This is a genomic window from Streptomyces sp. NPDC002698, from assembly GCF_042888945.1.
Taxonomy (GTDB): domain Bacteria; phylum Actinomycetota; class Actinomycetes; order Streptomycetales; family Streptomycetaceae; genus Streptomyces.
The window spans coordinates 61,526-75,175 of sequence record NZ_JBIAQM010000011.1; the positions used below are offsets into that span (position 1 = coordinate 61,526).

The 13,650-nt window shown below is 70.4% G+C and carries 11 protein-coding genes and 1 other RNA gene; 9 read left to right on the forward strand and 3 right to left on the reverse strand.

Annotation, left to right across the window (positions count from 1 at the left end):
- The first annotated feature begins 236 nt into the window (after window positions 1–236).
- From ACFYW9_RS17715 to ACFYW9_RS17730, 4 genes are all read left to right on the forward strand, one after another.
- A complete protein-coding gene (locus tag ACFYW9_RS17715) occupies window positions 237–1,916 on the forward strand; it encodes a serine/threonine-protein kinase (RefSeq protein ID WP_351861976.1) in 1,680 nt (559 codons plus the stop codon).
- Between the two features lie 128 nt (window positions 1,917–2,044).
- Complete coding sequence (locus tag ACFYW9_RS17720) at window positions 2,045–3,286, forward strand: serine/threonine-protein kinase (RefSeq protein WP_351861974.1); 1,242 nt, start codon at window positions 2,045–2,047, stop codon at window positions 3,284–3,286.
- Window positions 3,287–3,587: 301 nt separating this feature from the next.
- Window positions 3,588–4,694: a peptide chain release factor 2 gene (prfB, locus tag ACFYW9_RS17725; protein ID WP_389150746.1), complete on the forward strand. Its 1,107-nt coding sequence runs from the start codon at window positions 3,588–3,590 to the stop codon at window positions 4,692–4,694.
- 335 nt (window positions 4,695–5,029) lie between these two features.
- A complete protein-coding gene (locus tag ACFYW9_RS17730) occupies window positions 5,030–5,635 on the forward strand; it encodes a hypothetical protein (protein WP_351861970.1) in 606 nt (201 codons plus the stop codon).
- A 96-nt stretch (window positions 5,636–5,731) separates the two neighbouring features.
- On the opposite strand, the gene ACFYW9_RS17735 is transcribed toward ACFYW9_RS17730, so the two are convergent.
- Window positions 5,732–5,935, reverse strand: coding sequence for a hypothetical protein (locus ACFYW9_RS17735; protein WP_351861968.1), 204 nt, complete (start codon window positions 5,933–5,935; stop codon window positions 5,732–5,734).
- 301 nt (window positions 5,936–6,236) lie between these two features.
- On the opposite strand from ACFYW9_RS17735, the gene ftsE reads away from it, so the two are divergent.
- The 5 genes from ftsE to ssrA all read left to right on the forward strand — a co-directional run bounded on the left by ftsE (window position 6,237) and on the right by ssrA (window position 10,285).
- Window positions 6,237–6,926: a cell division ATP-binding protein FtsE gene (gene ftsE / locus ACFYW9_RS17740; protein ID WP_351861966.1), complete on the forward strand. Its 690-nt coding sequence runs from the start codon at window positions 6,237–6,239 to the stop codon at window positions 6,924–6,926.
- Between the two features lie 33 nt (window positions 6,927–6,959).
- Entirely contained in the window at window positions 6,960–7,880 is a 921-nt protein-coding gene (gene ftsX, locus ACFYW9_RS17745; RefSeq protein ID WP_326787442.1) for a permease-like cell division protein FtsX, read from the forward strand.
- Window positions 7,881–7,947: 67 nt separating this feature from the next.
- Window positions 7,948–9,114: a S41 family peptidase gene (locus ACFYW9_RS17750; RefSeq protein ID WP_389150753.1), complete on the forward strand. Its 1,167-nt coding sequence runs from the start codon at window positions 7,948–7,950 to the stop codon at window positions 9,112–9,114.
- A gap of 69 nt (window positions 9,115–9,183) precedes the next feature.
- The gene (smpB, locus tag ACFYW9_RS17755; protein ID WP_328451877.1) at window positions 9,184–9,729 is read left to right on the forward strand and encodes an SsrA-binding protein SmpB; all 546 of its coding nucleotides are present in this window, start codon (window positions 9,184–9,186) and stop codon (window positions 9,727–9,729) included.
- 167 nt (window positions 9,730–9,896) lie between these two features.
- Window positions 9,897–10,285, forward strand: a transfer-messenger RNA (tmRNA) gene (gene ssrA, locus ACFYW9_RS17760).
- 85 nt (window positions 10,286–10,370) lie between these two features.
- Here ssrA and ACFYW9_RS17765 read toward each other — a convergent pair.
- Both ACFYW9_RS17765 and yicI read right to left on the reverse strand, forming a co-directional pair.
- Window positions 10,371–11,384: a LacI family DNA-binding transcriptional regulator gene (locus ACFYW9_RS17765; RefSeq protein ID WP_389150756.1), complete on the reverse strand. Its 1,014-nt coding sequence runs from the start codon at window positions 11,382–11,384 to the stop codon at window positions 10,371–10,373.
- On the reverse strand, window positions 11,384–13,639 hold the full coding sequence (gene yicI, locus ACFYW9_RS17770; protein ID WP_389150759.1) for an alpha-xylosidase: 2,256 nt from the start codon (window positions 13,637–13,639) through the stop codon (window positions 11,384–11,386). Before yicI ends, ACFYW9_RS17765 begins: the two co-directional genes overlap by 1 nt.
- Between the last annotated feature and the right edge of the window lie 11 nt (window positions 13,640–13,650).

Consider the following 13,650-nt stretch of genomic DNA (forward strand, 5'->3'; position numbering starts at 1 on the left):
GAGCGTCTTTCTGTCAAAGGCATGCGAGCACTTTCCGTCGCCTTTCCGTCGAACGCGGACGGGAGCGCCTACGTAAGCGCTTATGCGAACCACAGGTACGCACGGGACCTATGGGAAAGCACACGGGCGGGACAGCCCTTCGCCGGGCAGGGCGGCACTAGAGTGGGTCGGAAACTCCTGTACCACGGTGATCACGGTGGACGGACCAGGCAAGCAAGCAACAGGGAGCGCATGACGTGCGGCCGGTAGGGAGCAAGTACCTCCTTGAGGAGCCGCTGGGGCGCGGCGCCACAGGCACGGTCTGGCGAGCCCGCCAGCGGGAGACCGCGGGCGCCGAGGCGGCCGTCGCCGGGCAGCCCGGCGAGACCGTGGCGATCAAGGTCCTGAAGGAAGAGCTCGCGAGCGACGCCGACATCGTGATGCGGTTCCTCCGCGAGCGGTCGGTGCTGCTGCGCCTGACCCACCCGAACATCGTGCGGGTGCGCGACCTCGTCGTCGAAGGCGATCTCCTCGCCCTCGTCATGGACCTGGTCGACGGCCCCGACCTGCACCGCTACCTGCGCGAGAACGGGCCGTTCTCGCCCGTCGCGGCCTCGCTGCTCACCGCCCAGATCGCCGACGCGCTCGCCGCCAGCCACGCCGACGGCGTCGTGCACCGCGACCTGAAGCCCGCGAACGTCCTGCTCAAGCAGGACGCCGGCCAGATGCACCCGATGCTGACCGACTTCGGCATCGCGCGGCTCGCCGATTCCCCCGGCCTCACCCGGACCCACGAATTCGTCGGCACGCCCGCGTATGTCGCCCCGGAGTCCGCCGAGGGACGCCCCCAGACGTCCGCCGTCGACATCTACGGCGCCGGCATCCTGATGTACGAGCTGGTCACCGGGCGCCCGCCGTTCGCCGGCGGGTCCGCCCTCGAAGTGCTGCACCAGCACCTGAGCGCCGAACCGCGCCGCCCCTCGACCGTCCCGGACCCGCTGTGGACCGTCATAGAGCGCTGCCTGCGCAAGAACCCGGACGAACGGCCCAGCGCCGAGAACCTCGCGCGCGGACTGCGTGCCGTCGCCTCGGGCATCGGGGTGCACGCCTCACCGGCGCAGATCACCGCCGCCGAGGGCGTGGGCGCCCTGCTCGCCCCCGACCCGGCCCCGGCCCACGTCCCGGACATCCCCGGCGCGGCCGACGCCACACAGGTGCTGCCGCAGGGAGCGGGCTCCTACGACCCGTACGGCGCCACCAGCGTGCTGCCGCACACCGCCGGCGCGGCCGACCCGACCGCCGTGCTGCCGCCCGTGCCCCAGAACCAGCCGGGCGGACAGCCCGGCCAGGGCGACGACCCGCACCCCTGGCAGAACCAGATGCGCGCGGCCCGTGACCGCAACGAACAGACGCAGGTCCAGTACCTCGACCCGAACGAGGACCCGCTGCGCCGCCGCCCGCAGCGCCAGGTCGCCCGGCCGCAGCAGCCCCAGCAGCCCCAGCGGCAGCGTCCGCAGCAGGGCCAGCAGCCGCCGCCCGGATACGGCTATCCGCAGCAGGGCCAGCAGCCGCAGCAGTACGCGCCGCAGCACCAGCAGCCGCAGCGCTACGCCCCCGCGCCCCAGCAGCAGCCCCAGCCGCAGCGCTACGCGCCGGAGCCGCAGCGGCCGCAGCAGCCCGCCCCCCGTCAGCGCGAGCCCCGCCAGGGCAGCGCCAACCCGATGAAGATCCCGGGACTCGGCTGCCTCAAGGGGTGCCTGTTCACGATCGTCATCTTCTTCGTGGCCGGCTGGCTGATCTGGGAGTTCAGCCCCCTCCAGGACTGGATCCACTCCACCAGGGGTTTCTGGGACGAGCTGACCTACCGGTACGACAAAATCAGCGACTGGATCGGGGATCTCGGCTCGAACGACCCCTCGGGCGGCTCGGGCAACTGATCCGGGCACCCTCGGGCGGCCGACTCTGGGGACTTGTCGACATCTGACGGGTGATTTCGGTCTCGGGCGTGAAGGTTGGCTCCGCGGGCGCGTACTTTAAGCGGCAACACGCGTCTGTAGGAGCAGTCTTGGCACGCAAGATCGGCAGCAGGTACACCGCGCACCAGATCCTGGGGCGGGGGAGCGCCGGCACGGTGTGGCTGGGCGAGGGGCCCGAGGGACCCGTCGCCATCAAGCTGCTGCGCGAGGACCTCGCGTCCGACCAGGAGCTGGTGGGGCGCTTCGTGCAGGAGCGCACCGCGCTGCTCGGCCTCGACCACCCCCACGTGGTGGCGGTGCGCGACCTGGTGGTGGACGGCAACGACCTCGCCCTCGTCATGGACCTCGTCCGGGGCACCGACCTGCGCACCCGGCTCGACCGGGAGCGCAGGCTCGCCCCGGAGGCCGCGGTCGCGATCGTCGCCGACGTGGCGGACGGACTCGCCGCCGCGCACGCCGCCGGGGTCGTCCATCGTGATGTGAAGCCCGAGAACGTCCTGCTCGACATGCAGGGCCCGCTCGGCCCCGGCGGCTCCCATCCGGCCCTCCTGACCGACTTCGGAGTGGCCAAACTCATCGACTCGCCGCGCCGGACCCGGGTCACGAAGATCATCGGTACGCCGGACTACCTCGCACCCGAGATCGTCGAGGGCCTGCCGCCACGCGCCGCCGTCGACATCTACGCGCTGGCGACCGTGCTCTACGAGCTGCTCGCCGGCTTCACGCCCTTCGGGGGCGGGCACCCCGGCGCGGTCCTGCGCCGCCATGTCACCGAGACCGTGGTCCCGCTCCCGGGCATCCCGGACGAGCTCTGGCAGCTGCTCGTGCAGTGTCTGGCCAAGGCGCCCGCGTCCCGGCTGCGGGCCTCCGAGCTGGGCGCGCGGCTGCGGGAGCAGCTCCCGCTGCTGGCCGGGATGCCGCCGCTGGACGTGGACTCCCCGGACGCGGACTCCGCGGACGGGGACGAGGAGCACGAGGAGAGCGCGGAGCCGTCGGCGCCCGCCGCGGCGCGCGAGCGGCGCGGGGCCGTGCCCCTCGTGCCGGGGGCCGCGCCGGACTCGAACCGGGACACCCACACCTCGATGCGGGTACCGGCACCCGACGAGCTGGCCGGCGGGGCCCGGGGGACGGCTCGCGCGCCCCGGGCCGCGGGCGCGCCCCGTCCCGGTTCCGCCCGGCACCGTGCCTCCGCCCGGCGGCGGCGGATCACCCTGGGGGTGGCGGCGGTCGCGCTCGTGGCCGCGGTGGGTGTCGGTACCTGGCTCGCCACCTCCGGCGACGACGACGCGGCCCCCCAGGACACGAAGAACTCGGCCCCGGCCTCACCCTGACCCCGGCCGGCACCCCGGGAAAGGCCTTCTTCGCCCCCTCCGCCCCTGCCCGTCCCGCACCTGGGGGCTGCCGCCCCCAGCCCCCCGCTTCGGCCTGAACGGCCTCGTCCTCGATCGCCGGACGGGCTGGGAATCAGCCCGTCCGGCGATCGAGGAGCGGGGGGTCCGGGGGCAGCGCCCCCGCTACGGGACGGGCAGGGGCGGAGGGGGCGAGACTCGCTTGGGCGGGGGCCGGGTGCCCGGTGGGGTCCATCGGGGGCGAGGGGCGAGGCCCGGTTGCCGTAACCGTTACGCTGGAGGCGTGGCAGTCGTCGATGTTTCCGAAGAGCTCAAGTCCCTCTCCTCGACCATGGAGTCGATCGAGGCCGTCCTGGACCTCGACAAGCTGAGGGCAGATGTCGCCGTGCTCGAGGAGCAGGCGGCCGCGCCGTCCCTGTGGGACGACCCGGACGAGGCGCAGAAGATCACCAGCAAGCTGAGCCACCTCCAGGCGGAGGTCAGGAAGGCCGAGGCGCTCCGCGGGCGTATCGACGATCTGAGCGTGCTCTTCGAGATGGCCGAGGAGGAGGACGACCCGGACACCCGCGCCGAGGCCGACGCCGAGCTCGTGTCCGTCAGGAAGGCGCTGGACGAGATGGAGGTCCGTACCCTCCTGTCCGGCGAGTACGACTCCCGTGAGGCCGTCGTCACCATCCGTGCCGAGGCCGGCGGCGTCGACGCCTCCGACTTCGCCGAGAAGCTCCAGCGCATGTACCTGCGCTGGGCCGAGCGCCACGGCTACAAGACGGAGCTCTACGAGACCTCGTACGCGGAAGAGGCGGGCATCAAGTCCACCACCTTCGCCGTCCACGTGCCGTACGCGTACGGCACGCTCTCCGTGGAGCAGGGCACGCACCGCCTGGTGCGCATCTCGCCCTTCGACAACCAGGGGCGCCGCCAGACCTCCTTCGCCGGTGTCGAGATCCTGCCGGTCGTCGAGCAGACCGACCACATCGAGATCGACGAGTCCGAGCTCCGGATCGACGTGTACCGCTCGTCCGGCCCCGGCGGCCAGGGCGTCAACACCACCGACTCCGCGGTGCGCCTGACCCACCTTCCCACCGGCATCGTCGTCTCGTGCCAGAACGAGCGGTCGCAGATCCAGAACAAGGCCTCGGCCATGAACGTTCTGCAGGCCAAGCTCCTGGAGCGGCGCCGGCAGGAGGAACAGGCCGCGATGGACGCCCTCAAGGGCGACGGCGGCAACTCCTGGGGAAACCAGATGCGTTCGTACGTCCTGCACCCGTACCAGATGGTCAAGGACCTGCGCACGGAGTTCGAAGTCGGCAACCCCGAGGCCGTGTTCGGCGGCGAGATCGACGGCTTCCTGGAGGCCGGAATTCGCTGGCGCAAGCAGCAGGAGAAGTAAGCACGCGACAGAAGCGGTGCGGGCGGGCTTTCCCGCCCCCGCTGAAATGTCTTTGTCGACAAGGCAACTGCCGTCCACCGGGCGGCAGTTGCCTTTGTCGTGGGCGCTGTCTGGGTTTTCCGTCACAGTCACATGTCCTCAGGCCAGGCAAACGATGGTGTTCCGGACATCGCGTACGCAACGACCTTGACGCTGCTTTGAAAACTGGGAAGGGTGACGGGTGGCATGCGTATCACCGGGGCGCATGTGAACCGGGGGGTCGAACGCAATCCCCTGTGACGCCGTGGCTCCGGGCGCTGCTCCATTGACGATCAGCTACTGGGGGTAGCAGGAACATGACCAAGAAGACGCGGATCCGCGTGGCGCGGATAGCCGCCGGCGCGGTGATCGCCGCCGGTGCCTCACTGACGGCGGCTGGTGCCGCCTCGGCGCTCGACCTCAAGGTCGGTCTCACGGCGACCACCGCCGACGACCCGACGCCGACGCCCACCGAGACGGGCATCCCGACCGAGCCCACCGAGGAGCCGACCGAGCCCACGGAGGAGCCGACGGAGCCCACCGAGGAGCCGACCGAGCCCACGGAGGAGCCCACGGAGCCCACCGAGGAGCCGACCCAGCCCACCGAGGAGCCCACGGAGCCCACCGGCGAGCCCACCTCCGGCAGCAGCTCCGCCCCCGCCGAGGGCGGCACGGGCGGCACCGGTGGCGGCGGCAACGACGCCGACCCCAACGGTGGATCCAGTGCTCAGGAGGAGGGCTCCTCCGCCCTCACCGACACCGGTTCGGACACCCGGGCCCAGGGCAAGGACGGAGAGCTGGCCGACACGGGTGCCGGCCAGACCACGTTCCTGCTCATCGGTGCCGCCACGATGATCGCCGGTGGTATCGGCTTCCGCCTGATGCCGCGTCTCGCCGGCGGCCGCGGCGGTGCCGCCGCCTGACGCGCGACCGTACGACGAAGGGCCCGGAGCAGCTCGCTCCGGGCCCTTCCCGTGGCAGGTGCGACCGGCGGCCGTGCCGGGCCGTCCCGGCGGCTCTCACACCGTCTGGTGGGCCACCAGTGCCAGTGCCGCGATCAGTATCGCGAGCAGGGCGATCAGTGCCATGGGGTTGAGTCCCGCGAAGGGGCTCTCCTGCTGGAGCCGCTCCCGGTTCGCGCGGCAGACGCGGCAGCGGCCCTCGCTGACGGGTGCCGCGCAGTTAGCGCATACCAGTCGGTCGTACGTTCGGTCGTACGTCATGCGCCGGCCCTCCTTGCGACGTCTCCGCGTACGCAGCGCTCTCGCGTACACATCGCTCTCTTAACGCTGCGGCGAACGCAACCGTTCCCCTACCACTGTGCCAGGTTCCGCGGAATTCGGCGCGGCCCTCCTTGTCCTGCCCCGCCCGGAGTACTCTCAGCCCGTCCGGCCCGGTGCGAATCGCGCCTCGGATCCGTGACAAATCGTGCAAGCCGTGCGCAACCCCGTACGCCGACTGCGCTCGCACACCCGGTTCGCGTATGGTCACGCACACCTACCCCCGGCGACCCGTGGTGCACCTGTGATCCGATTCGACAATGTCTCCAAGGTCTACCCCAAGCAGACCCGCCCCGCTCTCAGGGATGTCTCCCTGGAGGTCGAGCGCGGAGAATTCGTGTTCCTCGTGGGGTCCTCCGGCTCCGGAAAGTCCACCTTCCTGCGGCTGATCCTCCGCGAGGAGCGGACCAGCACGGGCCAGGTGCACGTCCTGGGCAAGGACCTCGCGCGTCTCTCCAACTGGAAGGTGCCGCAGATGCGCCGCCAGCTGGGGACCGTGTTCCAGGACTTCCGCCTCCTGCCCAACAAGACGGTGGCCGAGAACGTGGCCTTCGCCCAGGAGGTCATCGGCAAGTCCCGCGGCGAGATCCGCAAGTCCGTGCCCCAGGTGCTCGACCTCGTCGGCCTGGGCGGCAAGGAGGACCGGAGGCCCGGTGAGCTGTCCGGTGGTGAGCAGCAGCGTGTGGCCATCGCGAGAGCCTTCGTGAACCGGCCCAAGCTCCTCATCGCCGACGAGCCGACCGGAAACCTCGACCCACAGACCTCCGTGGGCATCATGAAACTGCTCGACCGGATCAACCGGACGGGCACCACGGTCCTGATGGCCACGCACGACCAGAACATCGTGGACCAGATGCGCAAGCGCGTCATCGAGCTGGAGCAGGGCCGTCTCGTCCGCGACCAGGCGCGCGGCGTCTACGGCTACCAGCACTGATCATCGTCCACGGAAAGGTCTGAGGAAGACGCCATGCGCGCGCAGTTCGTTCTGTCGGAGATCGGTGTCGGTCTCCGCCGCAACCTGACCATGACCTTCGCGGTCGTCGTCTCGGTCGCCCTCTCGCTCGCCCTGTTCGGCGGCTCGCTCCTGATGAGCGACCAGGTGAACACCATGAAGGGCTACTGGTACGACAAGGTCAACGTCTCGATCTTCCTCTGCAACAAGAGCGATGCCGAGTCCGACCCGCACTGTGCCAGGGGCGCGGTGACCAGCGACCAGAAGAAGCAGATCGTCGCCGACCTGGGCAAGATGTCCACGGTCGTCCAGAAGGTCACCTACGAGTCCTCGGACCAGGCGTACAAGCACTACAAGGAGCAGTTCGGCGACTCCCCGCTGGCCAGCTCCCTCACGCCGGACCAGATGCAGGAGTCGTACCGGATCAAGCTGAAGGACCCGGAGAAGTACCAGGTCATCGCGACCGCCTTCGACGGCCGGGACGGCGTGCAGTCCGTCCAGGACCAGAAGGGCATCCTGGACAACCTGTTCGGGCTGCTCAACGGCATGAACTGGGCGGCGCGCGCGGTGATGGCGATGATGCTCGTCGTCGCCCTGATGCTGATCGTCAACACGGTGCGCGTCTCGGCGTTCAGCCGGCGGCGCGAGACCGGCATCATGCGGCTCGTCGGCGCCTCCGGCTTCTACATCCAGGCGCCGTTCATCGCGGAGGCCGCGGTCGCCGGACTCATCGGCGGCGGTGTGGCCTGCGGATTCCTGCTGATCGCCCGGTACTTCATCATCGACCACGGTCTGGCGCTGTCCGAGAAGCTCAACCTGATCAACTTCATCGGCTGGGACGCCGTGTTGACCAAGCTCCCGCTCATCCTCGCGACGAGCCTGCTGATGCCCGCACTGGCCGCATTCTTCGCATTGCGCAAGTACCTGAAGGTGTGACGCATCCCAAGAGGGCCGTACCGTCAACCGGCGGTGCGGCCCTTCGCGTTGTCCTAGACTCACCGGCATGTCAGGCCGTGACCTGTTCTGCGAGCCCCGCCGCATCCGCCGCGGGGCGGCCCTGACATTGGTGTTCGCGAGCGTCCTCGTCGCCGGCGCGGCCACCGGATCGTTCTCCGACTCCGCCCGGAAGACCACCGACCCGACGTCCGGTTCGGTCTCGGCGCGCCGTCACGACGAGGTCACCCAGGCCGCCGCCGAGGCGATGGCCGACGGCAAATCCCCCATGGAGGCCGCCGAACGGGCCGTCAGCCGCAGCGGAGACCGCTGGGGCGCCGTCTACTCCCAGGGCGAGTACGAGGAGTTCGAGGAGGCCCTGGACGGCCAGTACACCGGCGTCGGCCTGTGGGCCCGCCGCGAGAGCGACGGACGGATCGAGGTCACCCGCGTCAGCGCCGGCTCACCCGCCGCCGCCGCGGGCATCCGCAAGGGCGACCTGCTGCGCACCGTCGACGGCGCGAAGGTGGACGGCCGGCCGGTCACCGAGGTGGTCTCGTTACTGCGCGGCGACGCCGGCGCGGCGACCGCCGGCACGAAGGTCTCCCTCGGCCTGGAGCGCGGCGCGCAGTCGTGGAGCCGGACCCTGCGCCGCGCCAGACTCTCCACGGACTCCGTGACCGTCAGCAGCCTTCCCGGCCGGGTCACCCTGATCAAGGTCGACGCCTTCACCAAGGGCGTGGGCGACGCCGTACGGACCGCCGTCGGCAGGGCACCGGCCCGGACCGGGATCGTCCTCGACCTGCGCGGCAACTCCGGTGGCCTGGTCGCCGAGGCCGTCACCACCGCCTCGGCCTTCCTCGACGGCGGCCTCGTCGCCACGTACGACGTGAACGGCGTCCAGCGCGCCCTGCACGCGGACGCCGGCGGCGACACCGCCAGCCCCCTGGTCACGCTCGTGGACGGCGGCACGATGAGCGCGGCCGAGCTGCTCACCGGGGCCCTCCAGGACCGCGGGCGCTCGGTCGTCGTGGGTTCCAGGACCTTCGGCAAGGGCTCGGTGCAGATGCCGAGCCGACTGCCCGACGGCTCCGTCGCCGAGCTGACCGTCGGCCACTACCGCACCCCCGCGGGCCGCTCCGTCGACGGCCGGGGCATCACCCCCGACCTGGAGGCGGACAAGGAGCCGCTGAAGCGCGCCGAGACCGTACTGAGCGGTCTCGGGGACCTTCCCTGACCCGCGGACCGCGGACCCGGTAATCGGCTTTCCCCCGAGCCCCCCTGTAGTGCGAAAATGGCCAGCACTATGAGCAAGGGAATGTACGTACCGAAGGAGTCCCAGCCCAAGCAGGGCGGCCAGGCCTCCGGCAAGGTCAAGGACGGCAAGCGCAAGATCGTCGCGCAGAACAAGAAGGCGCGGCACGACTACGCGATCATCGACACCTATGAGGCCGGGCTCGTCCTGACCGGCACCGAGGTCAAGTCGCTGCGCCAGGGCCGCGCCTCGCTGGCGGACGGCTTCGTCCAGATCGACGGGAACGAGGCGTGGCTGCACAACGCCCACATCCCGGAGTACAGCCAGGGCACCTGGACCAACCACACCGTGCGCCGCAAGCGCAAGCTCCTCCTGCACCGCGAGGAGATCGACAAGCTGGAGGCGAAGACCCAGGAGACGGGTCACACGATCGTCCCGCTCGCCCTGTACTTCAAGGACGGCCGGGCGAAGGCGGAGATCGCGCTCGCCCGGGGCAAGAAGGAGTACGACAAGAGGCAGACCCTGCGCGAGAAGCAGGACCGGCGCGAGTCGGACCGCGTGATCGCGGCGGCCAAGCGGAAGCAGCGCGGCGAATAGGGCGCCGGGCGGCCCGGTGGGCGACGTCCGGGAAGGCCGGGCGGCGCGGCGGGCGGGGCCCGCGGAATAGGCTGGCACCGCCGTGCGCTGGTCACGTAGGATGGCAACGCACCCCGTCGAGGGCGCGGGTTCCTCCCCGGAGGGACCGAGCTTTGAAAAATCAACATGGGGATGATCGGTTTCGACAGCGGCTGTTGAAGCAGGGGAAGCGTGTCGAGGAAGCGGCAATGATCTCGTAAACCATATGTCGCAAAAAATAATCGCCAATAACAAGAGCGATTCCCAGTCCTTCGCCCTCGCTGCCTAATAAGCAGTGAGTGAGGGACCCTTAATGGGTGTCAGCCCGGGAGTGTTCCCGACCCGGATCCTGGCATAATCTAGGGGACTAAACCACCGAGCCCGGTCACGGGACCCGGTGGGAAATCAAACAGTGACTGAGCCCGTCGGCGACTTGTTCGCGTGATCGCCGGGGCTGAGAAAATCGCAGCGAACTGCACACGGAGAAGCCCTGATTTTGCACCGTTGGACGCGGGTTCGATTCCCGCCATCTCCACTCATCCCATGTGTCTAATTAAATAGCGCTTAACTGAATATCGTGACGAAGGCCCCGCTGCTCCGGCAGCGGGGCCTTCGTCGTGTTGTCAGGAGGTCAGCGTGCGGGGTGCCGTGCTGGCGCGCTCCGTCATCCCGGGGGTGAGCAGGGTCGCCTCGGGGCAGGGTGTGCCGTTCAGTTTTCTCATCAGGAGGTCGACCGCCCGCGCGCCCACTTCGGCGGACGGCAGGGCGATCGAGGTGACCGGGACGCGCAGACTCCCGGCGAGCTCGTCCGGACAGATCGCGGTGACGGACAGATCGGCCGGAACCCGCAGACCGAGCTGTTCGAAGGCATCGATCAACGGTTCCAGGACCGGCTCGTTGTGCACCACGACACCGGTCAACGCGGGCTGCTCGCGCAGGAGTTGCTCGGCCACCCGGCGTGCGGCGGCGGGCGAGGCCTCACAGGGGTGGACGGACGAGGCCAGGCCGTTCCGGTCGGCGGCGGCCGTGAACCCCTGCACCACCCGCTGAGCGAACGCCGTGCCCCGCACGTACACCTCCGGCGGCGAGCCGACCAGCGCGACGACCCGGTGCCCGAGCCCCGCGAGCCGCTCCACGCACAGCTCACCGGCCGCCTTGAAGTCCAGGTCGATGCAGGTGAGTCCGGCGGGGGCGGCCGGGAAGCCGATGAGCACCGACGGCCGGTCCAGCGCGCGCAGCGACGGCAGCCGGGGATCGTGGAGCTGGACGTCCATCACGATCAGCGCGTCCACCAGCGCGGTGTCCGCGACCCGGCGCAGTCCCTCCTCGCCCTCCTCCTGGGTGAGCAGCAGGACGTCGTGGTCGTGCAGCCGGGCCGCCGTCACCACCGACACCGCGAACTGCATCACCACCGGCACATGGATGCCCGTCCGCAGCGGCACGACCAGCGCCAGGACGTTCGACCGGCTGCTGGCCAGCGCCCTGGCCCCCGCGTGCGGGCGGTAGCCCAGCCGGCGGATGCTCTCCTCGACGCGCTGCCGGGTCGCCTCGGAGATCGGCCGCTTGCCGCTGAGGGCGTAGGAGACGGTGCTCGGGGACACCCCGGCGTGCCGCGCCACATCGGTGATCTTGACCATCACTCGGACTCCAGCTCGACGGAGAGGAAGCCCGTCCCGGCGCGGGCCCGGACCTCGCGTCCGTCCGCGGCCAACCCCCAGGGCGCGGACGGGTCGCTGCAGGACGCGCGCAGGGTGTTCCCCTCGCGCACGACGGTGAAGGTGACCGGGCCGACCGGCACCGTCACCCGCGCACCCCGCTTCAGGCCGTACGCGCGCAGGGTGACCCCGTCGGCGTGGTCGTAGTCGGGGCGGTCGTCCGCCGCGCCCACCGGGATCACCGCGCCCGGCCGCACCAGCAGCGGCACGCTCAGGAACCCGTGCCGCTCGCGCGCCCAGCGCGGTCCGGTCACCGGCGGCCCGCCGAGGTAGGGGGTCCACGTGCCCTCGGGCACGTAGTACGAGACGTCCCCCTCGTCGCTGAAGACGGGCGCGACGAGCAGATCCGGGCCCAGCATGTACTGCCGTTCCAGATGCGCGCACGCCGGATCGTCCGGGAACTCCAGGACCATCGCCCGCATCATCGGCACCCCCTCCTCGTGGGCGGTGCGGGCGGCCTCGTACAGATACGGCATGAGGCCGAGCTTGAGCCGGGTGAACAGCCGCAGGACGTCCACGGCCTCCTCGTCGAACAGCCAGGGCACGCGGTACGAGGACGAGCCGTGCAGCCGGCTGTGCGAGGACAGCAGCCCGAAGGCGATCCACCGCTTGAACAGGGCGGGCGTCGGCGTCCCCTCGAAGCCGCCGATGTCGTGGCTCCAGAACCCGAACCCCGACAGGCCGAGACTGAGCCCGCCGCGCAGCGACTCGGCCATCGACGCGTACGTCGCCTCGCAGTCGCCGCCCCAGTGCACCGGGAACCGCTGGCTCCCCGCGGTCGCCGAACGGGCGAAGACGACGGCCTCCTGCTCCCCCCGGTGTTTGCGGAGCACCTCGAACACGGTCTGGTTGTAGAGGTACGTGTAGTAGTTGTGCATCCGCTCCGGGTCGGCGCCGTCGGCGTAGGCCACGTCCACCGGGACCCGCTCGCCGAAGTCCGTCTTGAAGCAGTCGACGCCCTGCTCCAGCAGCGCCTCCAGCTTCGCGGCGTACCAGTCCCGGGCGGCCGTGCTGGTGAAGTCGACCAGGGCCATGCCCGGTTGCCACAGGTCCCACTGCCACACGCTTCCGTCCGGCCGCCGCAGCAGATGTCCGAGGGCCCGCCCCTCCGTGAACAGCGGTGAGCGCTGCGCGATGTACGGGTTGATCCAGACGCAGATCCGCAGTCCCTTGTCCTTCAGCCGCGTCAGCATCCCCTTTGGGTCGGGGAACACCCGCGGGTCCCACCGGAAGTCGCACCAGTTGAACTCGCGCATCCAGAAGCAGTCGAAGTGGAAGACGGACAGCGGCAGTTCGCGCTCCCGCATGCCGTCGATGAAGGAGGTGACGGTGCCCTCGTCGTAGGAGGTGGTGAAGGACGTCGACAGCCACAGGCCGAAGGACCACGCGGGCGGCAGGGCCGGTCGGCCGGTGAGCGCCGTGTACCTGCGCAGGATGTCCTTCGGGGTCGGGCCGTGGATGACGTAGTACGTCAACTGCTGGGCCTCGGCGCTGAACTGGACCCGGGAGACCGCCTCCGAGCCGACCTCGAAGGAGACCCGGCCCGGATGGTCGACGAAGACGCCGTAGCCCGCGTCCGTCAGATAGAACGGCACGTTCTTGTAGGCCTGTTCGGTGGCGGTGCCGCCGTCCGCGTTCCACATGTCCACGACCTGGCCGTTCTTGACGAGCGGCCCGAACCGCTCGCCGAGGCCGTAGACCTGGGTGCCGACGCCGAGGTCCAGCTGCTCGCGCAGATAGTGGGCGCCGGTCGTGTCCCGCATGATGCCCATGCCCTTGGGGCCGCTGCTGGTGAGGACGCGGCCGTGGGCGAGGAAGTCGATGTGCCAGGGGGTGGTGCGGGCGACCCGGACGGACAGGGCGCCCGAGGTCAGGGTCGCGTGGCCCTCGTCGTACTCCGTGTGCGGCGTGAACTCCGTTCCGCGCACCTCGAACCGGGGGCCCCGGGGCTCCTCGCCCTGGAAGTGGGTGAACGTGACGCCGATGACGTCGGGCATCGGCGCGTGGGCGCTGATCGTCACGACCGGTCCCTTCAGCAGGTCACCGCGGTGCCGTATGGGCTGTGTCGGGGCGTGGATCTCCAGGCCGCCGGGGCCCGAGGTCACATCGAGGACCTCGACCGGATGGGCCGCGGTGACGCCCTCGCGCAGCAGCCAGTAGCCGTCCGTGAACTTCACTGTCGTACCCC

Coding starts and splice junctions, on each gene's coding strand:
- ftsX (WP_326787442.1), top strand. CDS start 6,960: ATGCGCGCGCAGTTCGTTCTGTCGGAGATCGGTGTCGGTCTCCGCCGC.
- smpB (WP_328451877.1), top strand. CDS start 9,184: ATGAGCAAGGGAATGTACGTACCGAAGGAGTCCCAGCCCAAGCAGGGC.
- ACFYW9_RS17765 (WP_389150756.1), bottom strand. CDS start 11,384: ATGGTCAAGATCACCGATGTGGCGCGGCACGCCGGGGTGTCCCCGAGC.
- ACFYW9_RS17730 (WP_351861970.1), top strand. CDS start 5,030: ATGACCAAGAAGACGCGGATCCGCGTGGCGCGGATAGCCGCCGGCGCG.
- ACFYW9_RS17750 (WP_389150753.1), top strand. CDS start 7,948: ATGTCAGGCCGTGACCTGTTCTGCGAGCCCCGCCGCATCCGCCGCGGG.
- ACFYW9_RS17735 (WP_351861968.1), bottom strand. CDS start 5,935: ATGACGTACGACCGAACGTACGACCGACTGGTATGCGCTAACTGCGCG.